4 protein-coding genes are annotated in these 17,721 nt (G+C 42.7%); all 4 read left to right on the top strand.

The genetic code is table 11. The features are described from left to right. The first annotated feature begins 9 nt into the window (after positions 1-9). Positions 10-6,060, top strand: coding sequence for an alpha-2-macroglobulin family protein (locus tag A3IK_RS0115345; protein WP_020560867.1), 6,051 nt, complete (start codon positions 10-12; stop codon positions 6,058-6,060). Positions 6,061-6,319: 259 nt separating this feature from the next. Then, a complete protein-coding gene (locus tag A3IK_RS0115340) occupies positions 6,320-9,997 on the top strand; it encodes an ImpA family metalloprotease (RefSeq protein WP_020560866.1) in 3,678 nt (1,225 codons plus the stop codon). A gap of 236 nt (positions 9,998-10,233) precedes the next feature. Then, entirely contained in the window at positions 10,234-13,902 is a 3,669-nt protein-coding gene (locus A3IK_RS0115335) for an ImpA family metalloprotease (RefSeq protein ID WP_020560865.1), read from the top strand. A gap of 110 nt (positions 13,903-14,012) precedes the next feature. Beyond that, positions 14,013-17,684, top strand: coding sequence for an AAA family ATPase (locus tag A3IK_RS0115330; RefSeq protein ID WP_020560864.1), 3,672 nt, complete (start codon positions 14,013-14,015; stop codon positions 17,682-17,684). Positions 17,685-17,721 lie beyond the last annotated feature (37 nt).

Below are 17,721 nucleotides of genomic sequence, written 5' to 3'. Positions count from 1 at the left end.
CGGTGTGTGATGAAACCATGGTTATTATTCATAGCAGGATTAGTGATGATGTCATCTACTCAAGCCGCCCCCTTAGAGCCGATTCGAGAGTTACCGAAATGGGAGGAGTTTCCCGCCACACTCAAAGAAGTTCCCAGTCAAGCGCCGGTCACGGAAAAACTCTCAATTACGCAACCGGATTTATTAACACCCGAACAAACGCAAACGTTATTAAAACGTCTACCGCCCCTGCCTAAGGCTACAACGACTGAATTTAAACTACCGAATCAGCCGCAACCTGCTCCGAATACCTCCGTTATTAACTCGCCCTTTCCCGCACCTGAAACGCCCTCAGCCACGCCCCCCGTGCTACCTAAAGCTAATGAATTAAGCATAGTGCGCTTTAGTCCTAGTGGGGATGATGTAGAGGCAGCTAAACAAATTAGCGTTACCTTTAATCAACCGATGGTGGCGGTGACCTCTGGAGAGGCAGCACTCGCTCAATCAATGCCGGTACAACTCACCCCTAAGGTTGAGGGTGAGTGGCGGTGGTTAGACACTAAAACCGTAGTCTTTACGCCCAAAGCGGGACGTTTGCCCATGGCAACGCGTTTTAAACTCACGATCCCCGCGAATACTCCCGCCGCTAGTGGTGCTCGTTTAGCTCAAGCCTTTAATGCTAGTTTTTCTACCCTACCGCTTACACTGACTACGGTCTACCCTAGTAGTGAAACAGTTAATTTACAGCCTTTACTCTTATTGAATTTTAACCAGCGCATCGACCCTAAAACTCTGCTGCCAAAGCTGCAATTACAGATTGCCAATAAAAATGTTGAGCTACGATTAGCGTCTGACGCTGACATAAAAGCCAATAACACTTTACAAGGACAAGTCAAAAATTTACCGCAAGATCAATGGCTAGTGGTTCAGCCTGTTCAACCTTTGGCGAAAAATACCACCTTTAAGTTAGTCCTGCTCCAAGGTGCCGTCTCTGCCGAAGGGGTGCGAGTTAGCAATAAGGCACAAAGCTTTGATTTTAAAACCTATAGTGGCTTAAAAATTACCGACACCATTTGTGAAGGGGGATATGGCTGTCAACCGGCTACACCTTTTCACTTTCAACTAAGCCATCCTCTTGCTGATAACCTCTCACTGGAAGACTGGGTTAGCATTGAGCCTGCTATAGAAGATGTTGCCCTAGAAAACTATGGAGCTACCGTCTTCATACGGGGTAATACCCAACCGCGCACCACGTATACCGTCACTTTCAAACAAGGCCTACCCGACATCTACGAGCAAAAGCTAGCTAAGGATTTAACTCAGCAATTAAAAGTCGATGACTACCTGCCACAATTAGGCATGAATGAAGAGCGTCTGATTACTCTCGATCCGACGGTTACACCACAATTTACCTTTGTCAGCCGTAACTTCCGCAATGTAAAATGGCGGGTACAGCAAGTTGAGCCAAAAGACTGGGCAGCCTATGAAAAACTGCGCGATGAACAGGATTTAAATACGCCTACCTTACCCCCACTCCCCGGCAAAACCGTAGCCGAGCAAACCATTCCACTCACAGACCAAGTTAATGAAATTATTACTAAAACTATTGACCTCGCCCCGTGGCTAAAAGTGGGTAAAACGGGACATTTGATAGTGCTATTAGAGGGGGGAGAGGAGCTAATTAAATTACCTGTCACCGCAGAGAATGCACCTAATATTACCCCCCCATTACGTTTAATGACTTGGCTACAGGCGACTCAAATCAGTATTGATACCCGTAGCGATGATCAGCAGCTTTTAGCATGGACTGCACAACTTGCTAATGGTCAACCACTCCCGCAAGCCCAAATACGCTATATAAAAGAGAGTCAAACCACTAGCGCTACTACGAATGAGCAAGGCTTAGCTTTACTTCCTAAACCTAATACAACCGCCCCCAGTGAAAACCGTAGTACTTGGATTGAAGCACAGCTAGGTGATGATATTGCCTTTTTGCCTTTGAATAGCGAGCGCTATATTCCCTATCGTCCTAATATTCGCGCACCTAATCTAAATAACTCCAATTGGCTCTGGCATGTGCTCGATGATCGAAAGCTTTATCAGCCTAATGAACAAGTTCATATTAAAGCATGGCTGCGGGAGCTGGATAATAAAAGCCAATTGACCTTACCGAAAGCGCAAACTGTGAGTTATAAAGTCATAGATGCTCAGAATAAAACACTAGCTGAGGGGGAAACTAAAACTACTGCTTTAGGGGGATTAGACTTTGCCTTTACCATTCCCGATGCGGTCGCTTTAGGGGATGCGCGAGTAGAACTGACCTTAAAGGATGCCTCAAATACGGCTGCTAGCTTCCAGCATACTTTCCAGATTCAGGAGTTTCGTACCCCTGAGTTTGAAGTCAAAGTGGCTAAAACCTCTGATGCTACTGTGATTGGTAATACCACCCTCCAAGCAGAGGCCGAAGCGAAATACTATACCGGTGGCGGCTTAGCCAATAGTGAAGTTAATTGGCTAGCTGAAATCATCACTAGCACCTATACGCCCCCGAATCAATCTGAATGGAGCTTTGGTATCACTACCCCTTTTTGGCGGTCGTATGGTGATCAATCTACTAATGCTAACAGCGAAACCTTAGAGGGAAAAACCGATGCGAATGGTTTACATACCCTAGCACTGACTCTAAATACCCGTACACCTTTGCCTATTACGGTTGAAACCCGTGCTAGCATTAGTGATAAAAATCAACAAACCTACAGTGCCAGTACCTCATGGTTGATACACCCTGCTACTACATATGTAGGGCTAAAAACCGAACGTTACTTTGTTGAAAAAGACCAGCCTTTAGACCTTGATCTAATTACCACCACGATTGAAGGTATCGCCACCGCGCAGCAGCCTATTGTAGTGGAAGCCACAAGAATGGAGTGGTCTAAAACGGATAGCCAATTGGTGGGCACCGATATTCAAACCTGCATGGTGCAATCGGATAGTAAAGGCTTAGCGCATTGCAGCTTTAAGACGCCAGAGGGTGGGCAATATCAAATTACTGCCACCACGCAGGATCAAGATGGGCGGCGTAATATGAGCCGGATTACCCGTTGGGTAACAGGTGGGCAGCTCAGTAATGAATTGCCTCCTAGCGACAGTGAGCGCGTCACAGCACAAACCATACAACTCATTCCAGATAAATCCACGTATAAACCTAGTGATACAGCACAGCTTTCTATACAAGCCCCCTTCGCTAATGCACAAGGTTTTGCCACTGTAGAGCGTGCAGGATTAGTCGAGCATTATCCGCTGCAAATGCAAGGGACTAGCCATACATTATCCCTGCCTTTAAAACCCGAATGGATGCCGAATGTACATGTGAGTGTGGTCCTGCAAAGCAGTGTCGATAGCAAGCCCGTCTATGCAATGGGTACTACCGAGCTAACCCTCAGCACCGATGAGCGTGTATTACAAGTTAAAGTCACGCCTAAGGATAAGGTTGTTACGCCAGCGGCTGAAACAGAAGTCACAGTTGAGGTCAAGCAGGCCAATGGTCAAACGGCTGCTAATACTGAAGTGCTAGTCATGGCAGTCGATGAAGCTATCTTAGCCTTAGCTAATTATGAACTAGCCAATCCTATGAATAGCTTTTACCCAAAACGTGATGCAGGTGTAGAGGCTAATTACCTATTAGAAAACGTATGGCTAGCGTCACCTGCTGAACTCAAGAACAAACCTAAAAGCCAACCAAGACCGATGCCGATGATGAGAATGGCTGTATCTAGACCAGTACCGGTGGTTCCAACCATAGTAGTCCCCCCCACTAAGGCAATGGGCGATTACACAGGCCCTATGGGCTATGATAAGGCAACGCTCGCCATGATGAGTGACTATCAACAGCAGCAACAAGAACCAACAGCAATACTAGCCATACGCCAAAACTTTACCTCACTCGCGGCCTTTATCCCTAACCTCAAAACGAATGAGCAAGGACAAGTCACCGCGAAATTTAAGCTACCCGATAACCTCACCCGCTATCGTATTATGGCGGTTGCTGTGTCTGGCACTGATCACTTTGGTACAGGCGAGAACCAATTGACGGCACGTTTACCCCTCATGGTACGCCCTAGTGCGCCACGCTTCTTAAACTTTGGTGATCAATTTAAGTTTCCGGTGCAATTACAGAATCAAACCGATGAAGCCGTACCCGTACAGTTAGTGATGCAGGGTGAAAACCTTGCCCTACCAACACAAGGCTATGCCGTATCAGTTCCAGCTAATCAACGCATTTTGGTACAATTCCCCACTCAACCCTTAGGTGCGGGTACAGCGTGGTATCAATTCGCCGCCGTGAGTCCTGAAAAAGCGTATCAAGATGCCGCTACCGGGCAAATTAGCGTCAATACTCCCGCGACGAGTGAAGCCTTCGCGACCTATGGAGTGGTTGATCAAGGCGCTATACAGCAGCCGATACAAGCACCTAAGGATGTATGGGCGCAATTTGGAGCCTTACAGGTCAGCACCTCCTCCACGGCTATGCAGTCATTAACCGACGCCTTTTTGTACTTACATAATTACCCCTTTGAATGTACTGAACAAATTGCTTCGCGTATGCTCGCTACTTTAGCCCTGCAAGACATGCTGCAAGCCTTTAATGTACCCAATATGCCGAGCAAAGAGGCCATTGATAAAAGCATGGTGCGCGATTTAGGGATATTATTAGAGCGTCAAGTGGAATATGAGGGTAGTTTCGCACTCTGGAAACCTTATGGTGAGGTATTTCCCTATGCTAGCCTACATGCTTTACATGCTTGGATTCGAGCTAAAGCGAAAGGCTATCCCATTAATGAGGAGCGTTTTAATCAATCCCTTGAGTATGTGCGTAGTTTTAACACAACTCTGAATACTCCCCCTTATGCGGCGATAACACGGCAATACTTACTCGCTTATAGCCTCTATATTCGCACCTTAATCAACGAATACGATGTAGAGAATGCCAAGACACTGATTCAAGACGCAGGCGGTGCTGCTAAACTGCCTACCGATGTGATCGCTTGGCTCACACCTGTTATTGCTCATGATGCTAGTTTAAAACCGCTGTTAGAGGAGCTAAAACTCGCCCTAATGAATCGAGTCACGGAAACCGCATCGGGTGCTAGTTTTGGGGAGAGTCACTTTGAACAAAGCTACTACGTACTCGACTCAGAGACTCGTACTAATGCCCTAGTGTTGGATACACTGATTAAAACACAAGCGCGATCAGACCTGATTCCTAAGTTAGTCAAGCAATTACAAGCACGACGTATGAATGGGCGCTGGAATAACACACAAGATAATGCGTTTGTATTATTAGCGCTCAATCAGTATTTCCAGACCTATGAAAAGCAAACGCCAGACTTTATTGCCCGCACATGGTTAGGCAAAGACTATATGGGTGAGCAAGCCTTTAAAGGGCGTACTTTTGCTATCAATGAAACCACTATCCCCATGAGTTGGTTACTAGAACACCCTGAAGCACAGGATTTAATCCTCGATAAACAAGGTGCTGGACGCTTGTATTACCGTATTGGCATGGATTATGCGCCTAAAAGCTTAAAATTAGAGGCTAAAGACGCGGGCTTTACTGTTGAGCGTCGTTATGAAGCACTGGATAAGCCAGAGGATGTGAAGCAATTAGCCGATGGCTCTTGGCGTATTAAAGCGGGGGCTAGGGTCAGGGTGCATATTAATCTTAATGCTCCAGCTACGCGCTATCATGTGGCTTTGGTTGATCCCTTACCTGCGGGCTTGGAGATTCTGAACCCTGTTATAGATAGTAGTCTTAATCGTAGTACATTGAGACTCCTGAGTGAATCTGCAGACGAGCCAATACAGTATGATTGGGCGCTTTACTGGTTTGGACATCAAAACCTGCGTACTACTCAAGCCGAAGCGTTTGCTACCGAGTTAGGTACAGGCACTTATCAGTATAACTATATTGCCCGTGCGACCACCGAGGGCACCTTTGTTGTACCACCGGCTAAAGCGGAGGAGATGTATAACCCCGAAACCTTTGGACGTTCGAGTTCAGCTACGGTGACTGTGGAGTGATGCCTTAATTTGGCATTAAAATAGAGCGACCGTAAAGGTAGTCTGGTATTTCTGGAGCAGTCTTGGCGGCATGGATGCCGCCTTGTAGCGTACAGGGATGTATTCACAGCGACTGCGGAAGAAAGACCAGACTACCTTTACTCTACTATTCCCTTACTTTTGCAAATAATTACAGCTTATCGAGATATTATTCCAGACTATTGGCTTCTCTTCGGTTTCAATGCATACTGAAAGACTATCAATACAATAATCATAAGCTATGTACTATCTGATCCGCTGGGGATTAGCTGCCCTTCTCTCAGCTAGCAGTCTATCAGCTCAGGCTGATGTTTACTTACAAACCAAAGTATTACTATCAGGTGCTTATGATAGCAATACCGGGTTAATGAATGATGCACTACGTAGTCAAAACTACCTGCCGACTCAACAACCCTACTCAGCCAGCCCGTTTAATTATACCGGCACGGAAAGCGTAAGCTCGACTCGTCTAGCCCAAACGGGTAATCAGGCCATTGTGGATTGGGTGCTAGTGGAGCTACGGGATAAAACCGATCCGACTATAATTAGTACCCAACAAGCCGCGTTGGTGCTGCGTGATGGCACGGTCATAGATCCCCTCACTGAGCAACCCTTATTAGTTTTTAAAGATTATGATCCAGATTATTACCGCATCACCATAAAGCATCGCAATCATTTAGGCGTGACCACGCAACCTCAATTATTAGATACCACGCCGACCTTGATTGATTTTAGTGATCCCACCCTAGCAACCGAGGATAGTCTAGGACGAGAGTTAAAAGCGAATAAAGCGCTACTTTGGGCAGGTGATGCGGATACGAATACTCAATTAGTGGCTCAGGGTAGTAATAATGACACTAATGCAATTCTAGCTAATATTGTCACTGCCCCACAAAATACAAATCAGCTGTTTAATTATCGCTTAAAAGGTTATGCCACTAGCGATTTAAACTTAGATGGCTCAACACTTTATGCCGGAGCGGGTAATGATCTCAATATATTACAAGCGAGTATCTTATTAAATCCAACGAATGTTTTATTTAATAATAACTTCATTATTAATGGTACCCCTCAAGGCACCTTTGATCTCATGGCAGAAGCCTTACGTATTGGTAGTGCGGATAAAGTGAGTATAGCCGATATTGTAGAAGAGATTAATACTACACAAACGAATACTAGTCTTGCTAAACAAGAAGTGATTAAAAGTATTTTTAAGCTCAATAGTGATGGCACTCGCAATGCCAACAGTCTTGGCCCCTTAGATTGGAATCCTTCGCATGATTCTGTTGTGTTTGATTTAGTTAATTATGGTAATAATACCCCTATACTTGTTTCCAATCATGCACAAAAAACAACTAATTATAAAAAAAATACGTTAGCAGTAGCAGGTACTCAAGCAAATGGCGCACGTTATGCCTTATTAGCCTCGAATGCCTTAAGTGATTTAGTAAAAACCAGCACTACGACGAGCAGTAATCCTCCCTTTCAAGCCTTTTTAGAAAGTCTAATAGCATGGCTCACTCAAAATGAAAATTTCAAAACCACTCCTGCTAAAATTGTGATTGCGCATCAATCTGATTCCTATTGGTTTAAACAAGATGCTAGTACTAACCAATGGTTCACTACTTATTATCCTCAAGCTACCAAAAATGCTCCCGATGCCTGTGAAAGTATTAATCTCGCTAGCTGTTTAACGGATGCTGATCTATTAATAATGGGGCATGATGATGGCACTGAGGATACTCATGGTATTGCCTTTGATTTAACTGCCACCATGAATGCTGTTAAACAAGCCCAAGCAGCAGGTGTTCCGATTTTATATATTCATTACGATGGGGGTAATAACCCACTCGGCACTCAACTATTCGACTATTTTGGTGTGACAGGTACGGATAATTACTCGCGACTAGATGATTTAGTTAGCTTTGATCCCGTTACACTATTAAGTGATGCACCAAGTGGGCTAGATAAACTACCGCTGACCATCGCTACACTTATGAATGATAATACTAGTTTCACCTACAATACCTCTAACTGTATTAATAATGCAGGTAAGATAAATTGCAATCCTAGTACTGTATTAGAAGCAACGAGTGGTGGAACACAACAATCGCTATTTTATGATGGCCTCAATGCTACGCGCTCAGCCATTAATACCCTTGACCTTCAAAGAAAGAATGTTTTTAAGTTAGATAATGGTTATAGATTAATTAAATTAGCTCTGCTATTAAGTGATAAATTACGTCCATTAATTAATTACCCGATGGATAAACAAACCACGCTAGACTCTACTTTCTTAAAAGCTCAATTTGCCGATAATATTATTAATTTTAGCCGCCCTAATAATGATGCTCAGCCTGAACTGGGTAGTTTCACTACGAGTGCAAATAACCTCCTTATTGATCAACTACCGACTAAAACGATTGATATTACCCAGACACCTACGAATTTTAGTGAGTGGAGCAGTACAGGCATTTATATCCCAGCGGGTAAAACTATTACCTTAACTCGCACCGATACTAGCAATACCATTGCTAAGTTTAAAGTTAACTATCAACGCCCTACTACTCGCTTATGGAATACGGATGGCTATAGTCGCCCACAATATCTAGCTAGCACAGAAATACCTTTAGCCAGCAATCAAAGCTATAGCTTTTCAAATCCTTATGGTGGTTTATTATATGTAGGATGGAATGCTACGACTAATACCGATCCTATTGCTATTAGTGCTAGTAATGTCATCGATTCCATCATGCTATCGGCTTTTGATGATACGAGTATTCAGACTTTTATTGATGAGCTAAATAACTCACCTACTGAATGGGTTGATATCAAAACCCCTTATGCAGAACTACATAGTTTGAAATCTTATTTATTTACAGCATTCAATAGGCAGGATGGTAATACCACTAATGGCTATACGACTCAAGATATTAAAGACTATATTAGTGATATTAATACCTATTTGATTGCCGGTAATTATAATTTTGCCGGTTTTAATGGTGTAGGATTACCCGACATCAGCAATGAAACACTCGCTTTTTGTAATAGCCTAGGTTTAGATGCTGTCGTTTATGAAGGAGTCACTAAAAATCTTTGTCTAGATAGCAGTATTCATAATCGTCCGGCTATCCAACACATTAATGCGGATATTTCTTCCCTTTGCGCGGATCTCTGCTCAGGTAATCCTTTTGATGTCGGTGGCGCCCCTGCTCAACCTTTAAACTGGAGCGAAAATCATGAAATGGGACATAACTTACAACGCACCCGTTTAAAAATTTATGATGTCCGCTCATTTGAAGTCTCTAATAATATCTTCTCTTTACATACCATGTGGAAATCAGCATTGGATAAGGGTTTAACTAAAATAACCACCGATCGTACGGGTCATAAAAATGCTTTCAATATTCTACAAGCCAGTATTGCAGCCGGTACAGCTCCTAGTATTAGCCATCCTTTATGGGTTAGTTCAGGAACTTATGATAATGCCTATGATCGCTTGGCCTTTTATATGCAACTCATGTATACCGCTGGTTCTTGGGACTTTTATACTAAACTGTATATTATGGAGCGTATTTTAAGTCATGCGGTACAAAACGATGCTCGTTGGGATGCCGTTAAAAATCAATTGGGCCTAAGCCAATATACCCGCACCGCTGCGGGTAATTTAAATGCCGGTGATTTTATGTATCTAGCCACCTCTAAAATCATGCAAAAAGATTATCGGGATTATTTCGCCGCGTGGGGTATTAGTGTAAGCCAAGCGGCTAAAGATCAAGTGGCAGCTAATGGCTTTACTACCTTAGTACCTGCCGCGCTTTATTATATACCAACAGGTGAATTACCCATTACTATGCCAACACCCGCAGATCTAATTCCTTTAGATGGTGTTAGCACTTGGACTGATCCTACACCTTAATCACCTCAGAGCAGAGGCTTAATTAAAAGCCTCTGCTTTTCATTTGCCTCAAACTCATTAATATTAATCTTAATGTTGAGTTTTTTACTCGACTAATAGAAAGATAGTCTACGCTTAATCAATGACTTGCTATTTTACTTTCCAAATAATGACAGCTTATTATCTCTGACTATTGGTTTATTAAGTATTTCAAGGCATACTGGCAGAACTATTACTATTTATAATAATAAGCTGTTATGCACTATTTCATTCGCTGGGGACTAACGGCCCTTCTCTCCGTTAGCAGTCTGTCAGCTTATGCTGATGTTTATTTACAAGGTAAGGTATTACTCTCTGGTGCTTACAATAGCAGTACCGGGCTGATGAGTGATGCTTTGCGCAGTCAAAACTACTTGCCTACACAACAACCCTATACCGCCCGCCCCTTTAACTACACGGGTACAGAAAGCGTCAGTACTACTCGCCTCGCTCAAACAGGTAATCAAGCGATCGTAGACTGGGTATTAGTAGAGCTACGTGATAAAACCGACCCTAGCATGATCTATGATCAAAAAGCCGTATTACTCCAACGCGACGGTACATTAATTGATCCACAGACCGAGCAAGCACTGCTAGTTTTTAAGGATTTTGATGCCGATTATTACCGAATCACGGTCAAACATCGTAATCACCTAGGTGTGACAACGCTACCGCTTTTATTAGATAGCACACCAACTTTAATTGATTTTAGTGATCCCAAATTATCTATAGTAGAAAATAAAGGACGTGAATTAAAAGCGAGCAAGGCTTTATTATGGGCGGGTGATACCGATAATAATACTCAATTAGTGGCTCAAGGTATTAATAATGACACTAATAATATCCTAGCCAATATTGTCACTGCAGAACAAAATAGCAATCAATCCTTTAATTATCGTTCAAAAGGCTATAGCTCCACTGATTTAAACCTAGATGGATTCACCGTATATGCTGGAGCCAATAATGATCTTAATTTATTACAAGCCAGTATATTACTAAATCCAGCCAATACTTTATTTAATAATAACTTTGTGGTTCATGGCACTACACAAGGTAGTATTGACTTAATGGAGGTTGCCTTACACATAGGTAGTGCAGCTAAAGTTAGCGTGGATGAAATTGTTGATGAAATTAATGCAACACAAGCTCGTGTGAGTATTGCTAAACAAGATACTATTAAAAGCATTTTTAAGCTTAATAGTGATGGCAGTCGAAATAATGACAGTATTGATCCCATTAGCTGGGGCGTCTCACAGGATTCTGTTGTTTATAGCTTAATTAACTACGGTCGTAATATACCGCTATTAATTTCTAATCATGCCAAGAAAGTCTCTGTAGTTAGAAATAATATTCTCGCCGTTGCAGGCACTCAAACCAATGGTGCGCGTTATGCCCTATTAGGGTCTAATGCTTTACATGATATTGTACGTACTAGCACCGCTGGAATTAATAACAATCCGCCTTTGCAAGCTTTTTTAGAAAGCTTATTAGCATGGCTTACGAAAAATAATAATTTTAAAACCTCACCGGCTAAGGTCGTCATTGCACATCAACCCGATAGTACTTATTTTAAACAAGATGCTAATACACGCCAATGGTTTACTACTTATTACCCCCAAGCTACCACAAATACACCCGATAGCTGTGAAAGCATTAATTTAGCTAGTTGCCTAAGCAATGCTAGTTTATTAGTAATAGGGCGAGATGATGGTGCTGCAGATAATCATGGAGTCGCCTTTAACTTAAGCGCTATTATGAATGCTGTTAAGCAAGCCCAAGAATTAGGGGTTCCGGTATTATATATTCACTATGATGGTTCTAGTAATCTCTTAGGTAATACCCTATTAGACTACTTTGGGGTAACGAGTGCCGATAATTATTGGCGACAAGATGATTTATTAAACTTTGACCCCGCTGGTTTATTAACCAATGTACGTGCAGGATTAGATAAACTCCCTCTTACCATTAGCACACTAATGAATCCTAATACTAACTTTATCTATAATAATATTAATTGTGTTAACCATGTCGGCACCATCAATTGCGATACCAATGATATAATAGACAGTAATACTGGCGAAACTCAACAATCACTCTTTTTTGATGGAGCTGATGCCTTATCCACAGCTATTAATATCCTTGATCGACAAAAGAAAAATGCTTTTAAGCTAGATGATGGTCTAAGGTTAATTAAACTCGCTTTACTCCTGAGTGATAAACTACGCCATGATATTACTTATCCTATGGATAAACAAAACACACTCGATGCTACTTTCTTAAAAGGTATATTTGCCGATAATACGATTAACTACAATCGCCCAAACAATATAGCTCAGCCCAAAATGGGTAGCTTTGCGACAAACGATCTAATCGCAGAACTCCCTACTCAAACTAAAACCATTAATCAAGTACCTACTGAGTTTAATGAATGGACTAGCACAGGGATTTATATTCCAGCGGGTAAAACCTTTACCTTAACTCGTACCGATACCACCGATACTACTACCAAATTTAAAATTAATTTCCTCCGTCCCGGCTCCACTCGTGCTTGGAATCCTAATGGTTATGCTCGCCCTTTATATCTAGCTAGCCCAGAAATGACCTTAGCCAACAACCAAAGCTATAGTTTTTCAACACCCTATGGTGGACTACTATATATCGGCTGGAATGCCAGCGCTAATACTGATCCTATTACGATAAATGCCACTGGTGTATTAGAGTCCCCGCTCTTAGCTGCTTTTGATGATGCCAGCATTCAAGCCTTCGTTGACCATCTCAATAATACGCCTATTGGCTGGGCGGACATTAAAACGCCTTATGCTGAATTACATACGCTTAAATCTCATCTCTTTAAATCCTTTAATCTTCAAGATAACAATACTTCCAATGGCTATACCACGACTGATATTAAAAACTTTATTAGTGATTTAAATAATTATCTAATTGCGGGTAATTATAATTATGCTGGATTTAGTGGTGTGGGTTTACCTAGTATTAGTGATGAAGCACTGAGCTTTTGTAATAAGCTAGGTTTAGATGCTATTATGTATGACGGTGTTACTAAAAATCTCTGTACGGATACTACGATTCATAGTCGCCCAGCTATTCAACATATTAATGCCGACGCGATGGCTAACTGCGGATCACTGTGCTCGGGTAATCCTTTTGATGCCGGCTCACCTATTCAACCACTAGATTGGGGTGAAAATCATGAAATGGGACATAATCTACAACGCCCACGGCTAAAAATTTATGATACCCGTTCGAGAGAAGTCTCGAATAATATTTTCCCCCTACACACTATGTGGAAATCTGCAAAAGCAAAAGGTTCAACAACAATAACCACCACTCGCCCTAATCATAAAGGTGCGTTCACTATACTACAAACTAGTATTGCCGCTGCTACTGCAGCAAACTCTAGTCATCCACTCTGGGTGAAAACCGGCACTTATGATAATGCTTTTGAGCGCCTATCGTTTTATATACAACTCATGTATACCGCTGGCTCTTGGGACTTTTATACTGAAATGTATATTATGGAGCGTATTTTAACTCATGCAGTAAAAAGCGATACTCGCTGGAATGCTGTTAAAAATCAATTAGGCTTGAGCCAATATACTCGTACTGCTGCGAATAATTTAAATGCTGGTGATTTTATGTATCTAGCGGCCTCTAAAATCATGCAAAAAGATTATCGGGATTATTTCGCCGCGTGGGGTATTAGCGTGAGTCAAGCGGCTAAAGATCAAGTGGCAGCTAATGGTTTTACCACTTTAGTACCTACCCTATTCTATTATGTACAAGGTGAATTACCCGTTTCTATGCCAACCCTTGCGGATACCATTCCTTTAGATGGTGTGAGTGCTTGGGTAGACCCGACACCTTAATCCGCTTAATCACCCCCTAGCAGAGGCTAATTATTTAGTCTCTGCTACTTTCCCCATCAAGCCTAGTAGTTTATGTTAATAGCTCTCTTCAATTAGGCTAATGACAAACCATGCGCATCCTACATATTCGTTTTAAAAATCTTAATTCTCTCGTAGGCGAATGGTCGATTGATTTGACACAACCCGAATATTTATCGGATGGCCTATTTGCGATTACCGGCCCGACCGGAGCGGGGAAAAGTACGATTTTAGATGCGATTTGCTTGGGGTTATATGGTTGTACCCCCCGTTTGGAGCGTATTACTAAAAGTAGCAATGATATTATGTCGCGCCACACCGGCGAGTGCTTTGCCCAAATTACCTTTGAGACGCAACAAGGGCGTTTTGAAAGTACCTGGAGCCAACACCGCGCCCGCAAAAAACCCGAAGGCGAGCTACAACAACCCCAGCATAAACTAATTAATATTACTAAAAAACAAACCCTAGCCGAAAAGCTCACCGAGGTTGGTCATGAAATCGAGGCTATCACAGGGCTTGATTTTGAACGTTTTACCCGTTCTATTTTATTAGCGCAGGGTAGTTTCGCGGCCTTTTTGCAGGCTAAACCGGATGAGCGTTCACCGATTCTAGAGCAAATTACCGGCACCCATATTTATAGTGATATCTCGATCAAGGTACATGAGCGTTCTAGCCTCGAAGCTAAACAACTCACACAATTACAAGCGGGATTAAAAAGTCTACGCCTACTTGATCAGCAACAAGAGCAAGAGTTAAACGATCAATTAACTCAGGCTCACACAACAGCTCAAGCACTCACCACTGAAATTAAAACCACTGAAACCGCCCTACATTGGCGGCAACAGTTGACTCAATTAGAGCAAGACTTAGATCACATCACCCAAGCCAAACAGCGTCTATTAGCCAAGCAAACCGCCTTTGAACCTGAGCAAAAACGCTTACAACAAGCCTTAAAAGCCTTAGAGCTAGCCGGTGATTATCAGCCTTTGCGCTTAGTGCGTGAGCAGGTTAAAGCGCTTGCCCAACAACAAAATGAGCTAGCACCACAAATGCCTGCCGCCAAAACCACATTAGAACACGCTCAAACCGCGCTAGAACACGCTCAATATAGCTGGCAACAAGCCAAAGAAGCAGCAGCAGCTAAACGCCCCCTACTTAATCAAGCACGTGAATTAGATATAAAATTAGCGCATCAAGACAGCGAGTTACAGCGTTTAAAAAACACTTTCGCGACTCAACAAGCCGAGCATGCCTCTCATACTCAAGGGCAAGCCGCCCTAGCTAAACAGTTGAGTACCCAACAAGAAGCGCTAGATCAAGTGGTGGATTATTTGCAAACACATCGCGCCGATGAAACATTAGTCAGTGAATTGGCGGGCTTACAGCAACGTTTTAAACAATTACAACACCAACAAAATACGCTCAAGCAGCAGCAAATCGAATACCAGCAGACCCAAGCAACACAACAGCAGCTATCACAAGCCTATGAACAAGCGGAGCAAGCACTGGCTCAAAGTGCTCAACAAACCCAACAAATCAGTCATAATTTAAATACGACCCAAGCCCAACTTAATCAGCACCTACAGGATAAAACCCTCACCGCCTGGCACCATAGCGCTAATACAATCAAAGAACAGTTACAGCAGCTAGAACAATTACACACCACATTCACTCAACGCACTGAGTTAGAACCCTTATTCACTAAACTCCAGCACACCACTCAACAGACGCAAACACAATTAGAGCAAGCTAGCCAAACCCTTGAACTCAAACAAGCCCAGCACACGACCCTAGAGCTACAGGTGCAAAGCCTCACCGAGCGGCAGGGATTAGAAGAGCGTATTCGTTCTTTAGAACAGCATCGGGCGGCATTAGAAGATAATCAACCCTGCCCTTTATGTGGCGCACTAGAGCATCCCTTTGCGCGTGGTAATTTACCGCTACCATCCGATACAGCTAAGGCACTCAAAGCAGCTAAACAAGCCCAAGCCGATAGCAACACCGCCCTACAACGTTTACAACACGACATAGCACAGCTAAAAACTAACCATGCGACACAGACTGAACGTGCTGACACCTATCAAAAACAACTCAGTACCCTTACACAACGGCTCAGTGAACTAGCACAGTCGCTCAATTTAGCCCTTACAGATCTCAGCCATGAGGCTTTAACGGGCTTGATCAACGCCTACACCGAGCACTATCAAACCACTCAAAACCGCATTCAAGCCAGTGAAAGACTAGAACAAACCCTGAAAATACTGTCCCATCAGCTCACTCAAGCCCAAACCCAGCAGCAAACGGCAAAAGATCAACACCAAAAAGCTAGCTTTGCTTTGCAAGCTAACTTAAAAGCGCTACAGCATACCGAAGCGCAATGCTTAACCTCCGAGCGACAACTACACAGCGAACTCATGGAGGTGGGCAAACTATTATTACCCTTTGAGCTTCAAATAGAGGATTTAGAGCGTCTGAAAGCTACCGAACAATTACTCACTACACGGCGTAACACTTGGATACAACAAGCTGAGCAAAAACAGCAATTAACCCAAAAATTACAACAGCTTACTCAAGAGCAAGCCACTTTGAATGAGCGCTTGCAAACCCTTAACGCTGCGATAACCGACTCAGAGACTCAAGTCACAGAGCAACAAACGCACTACTCCACGCTGCGCCAACAACGCTATAACTTATTAAGTGAGCCATCGGTTGATAAAATAGAACAACAACTAAGCCACACCATTGATCAGGCTGAAAACCAATTACACAACCATCAACAAGCACAACAACAAGCTCAACTAATATTAAACCAGTTAGAAACCCAATTAGGTCAATTACAACAAAAGCAAACGGATACTCAGACCCAATTAGCTCAGCTAGAGCAAACTTTTATTTCTCGTCTACAACAAAGCGATTTCGATTCCGAAGCAGCTTATCAAGCCGCCTCTTTATCTGAAGCCGAACGCCAACAGCTCAACCAACAAGCCAAAACCTTAGAATTAGAAAATGCTGAATTAAAGAGTAAAGAGCAAGAGAAAAAACTCCAGCTAGTCAGCTTAGAAGCCAAACAATTAAGTCATGACTCCATATCAGACTTGCAAACTCAATACGACATATTGCAACAGCGCCAAAGTGAGCTATTAAAAACCATAGGTGCATTACAAAAACAATTAGACGATCATCACACCATTAAATTAGAACAAGCCAAACAAATCGAGTCTATCGAGCGCCAGCAGAAAGAATATAATCGTTGGAAAACCTTAAGTGATTTAATTGGCTCTAGTGATGGTAAAAAATATCGTAATTTTGCTCAGGGCTTGACATTTCAGATTATGATTCATCATGCTAATCATCAATTGCGTAAAATGAGCGAGCGTTATTTATTAGTACATAACTCTACTCAACCCTTAGAGTTAAATGTATTAGATACTTATCAAGCCGGGGAAATTCGCTCTACGCGTAATCTATCAGGTGGTGAAAGTTTTTTAGTGAGTTTAGCGTTGGCCTTAGGGCTTTCGCATATGGCAAGCCAAAATGTGCGTATAGATTCTCTATTTTTAGATGAAGGGTTTGGGACACTAGACCAAGAAGCCTTAGAAACCGCCCTAGAAACACTCTCTAATCTGCAACAAGAGGGTAAATTAATTGGTATTATCTCCCATGTACAAGCCCTGCAAGAGCGTATTAGTACTCAGATTCGAGTATCACCCCAAACGGGCGGACGGAGTAAGCTGATAGGGGTGGGTTGTGAGCTGAAGGGATAAATAGTCACTATTCTACAATTTCGTTACAATAACCGCT

It is taken from the genome of Thiofilum flexile DSM 14609 (genome assembly GCF_000380185.1).
Classification (GTDB): Bacteria; Pseudomonadota; Gammaproteobacteria; order Thiotrichales; family Thiotrichaceae; genus Thiofilum; species Thiofilum flexile.
This window is presented reverse-complemented; position numbering and strand designations above follow the sequence as displayed.

Excerpts from the sequence above, each read along its gene's own strand:
- A3IK_RS0115345 (WP_020560867.1), top strand. The coding sequence starts at position 10 with ATGAAACCATGGTTATTATTCATAGCAGGATTAGTGATGATGTCATCT.
- A3IK_RS0115330 (WP_020560864.1), top strand. The coding sequence starts at position 14,013 with ATGCGCATCCTACATATTCGTTTTAAAAATCTTAATTCTCTCGTAGGC.
- A3IK_RS0115335 (WP_020560865.1), top strand. The coding sequence starts at position 10,234 with ATGCACTATTTCATTCGCTGGGGACTAACGGCCCTTCTCTCCGTTAGC.
- A3IK_RS0115340 (WP_020560866.1), top strand. The coding sequence starts at position 6,320 with ATGTACTATCTGATCCGCTGGGGATTAGCTGCCCTTCTCTCAGCTAGC.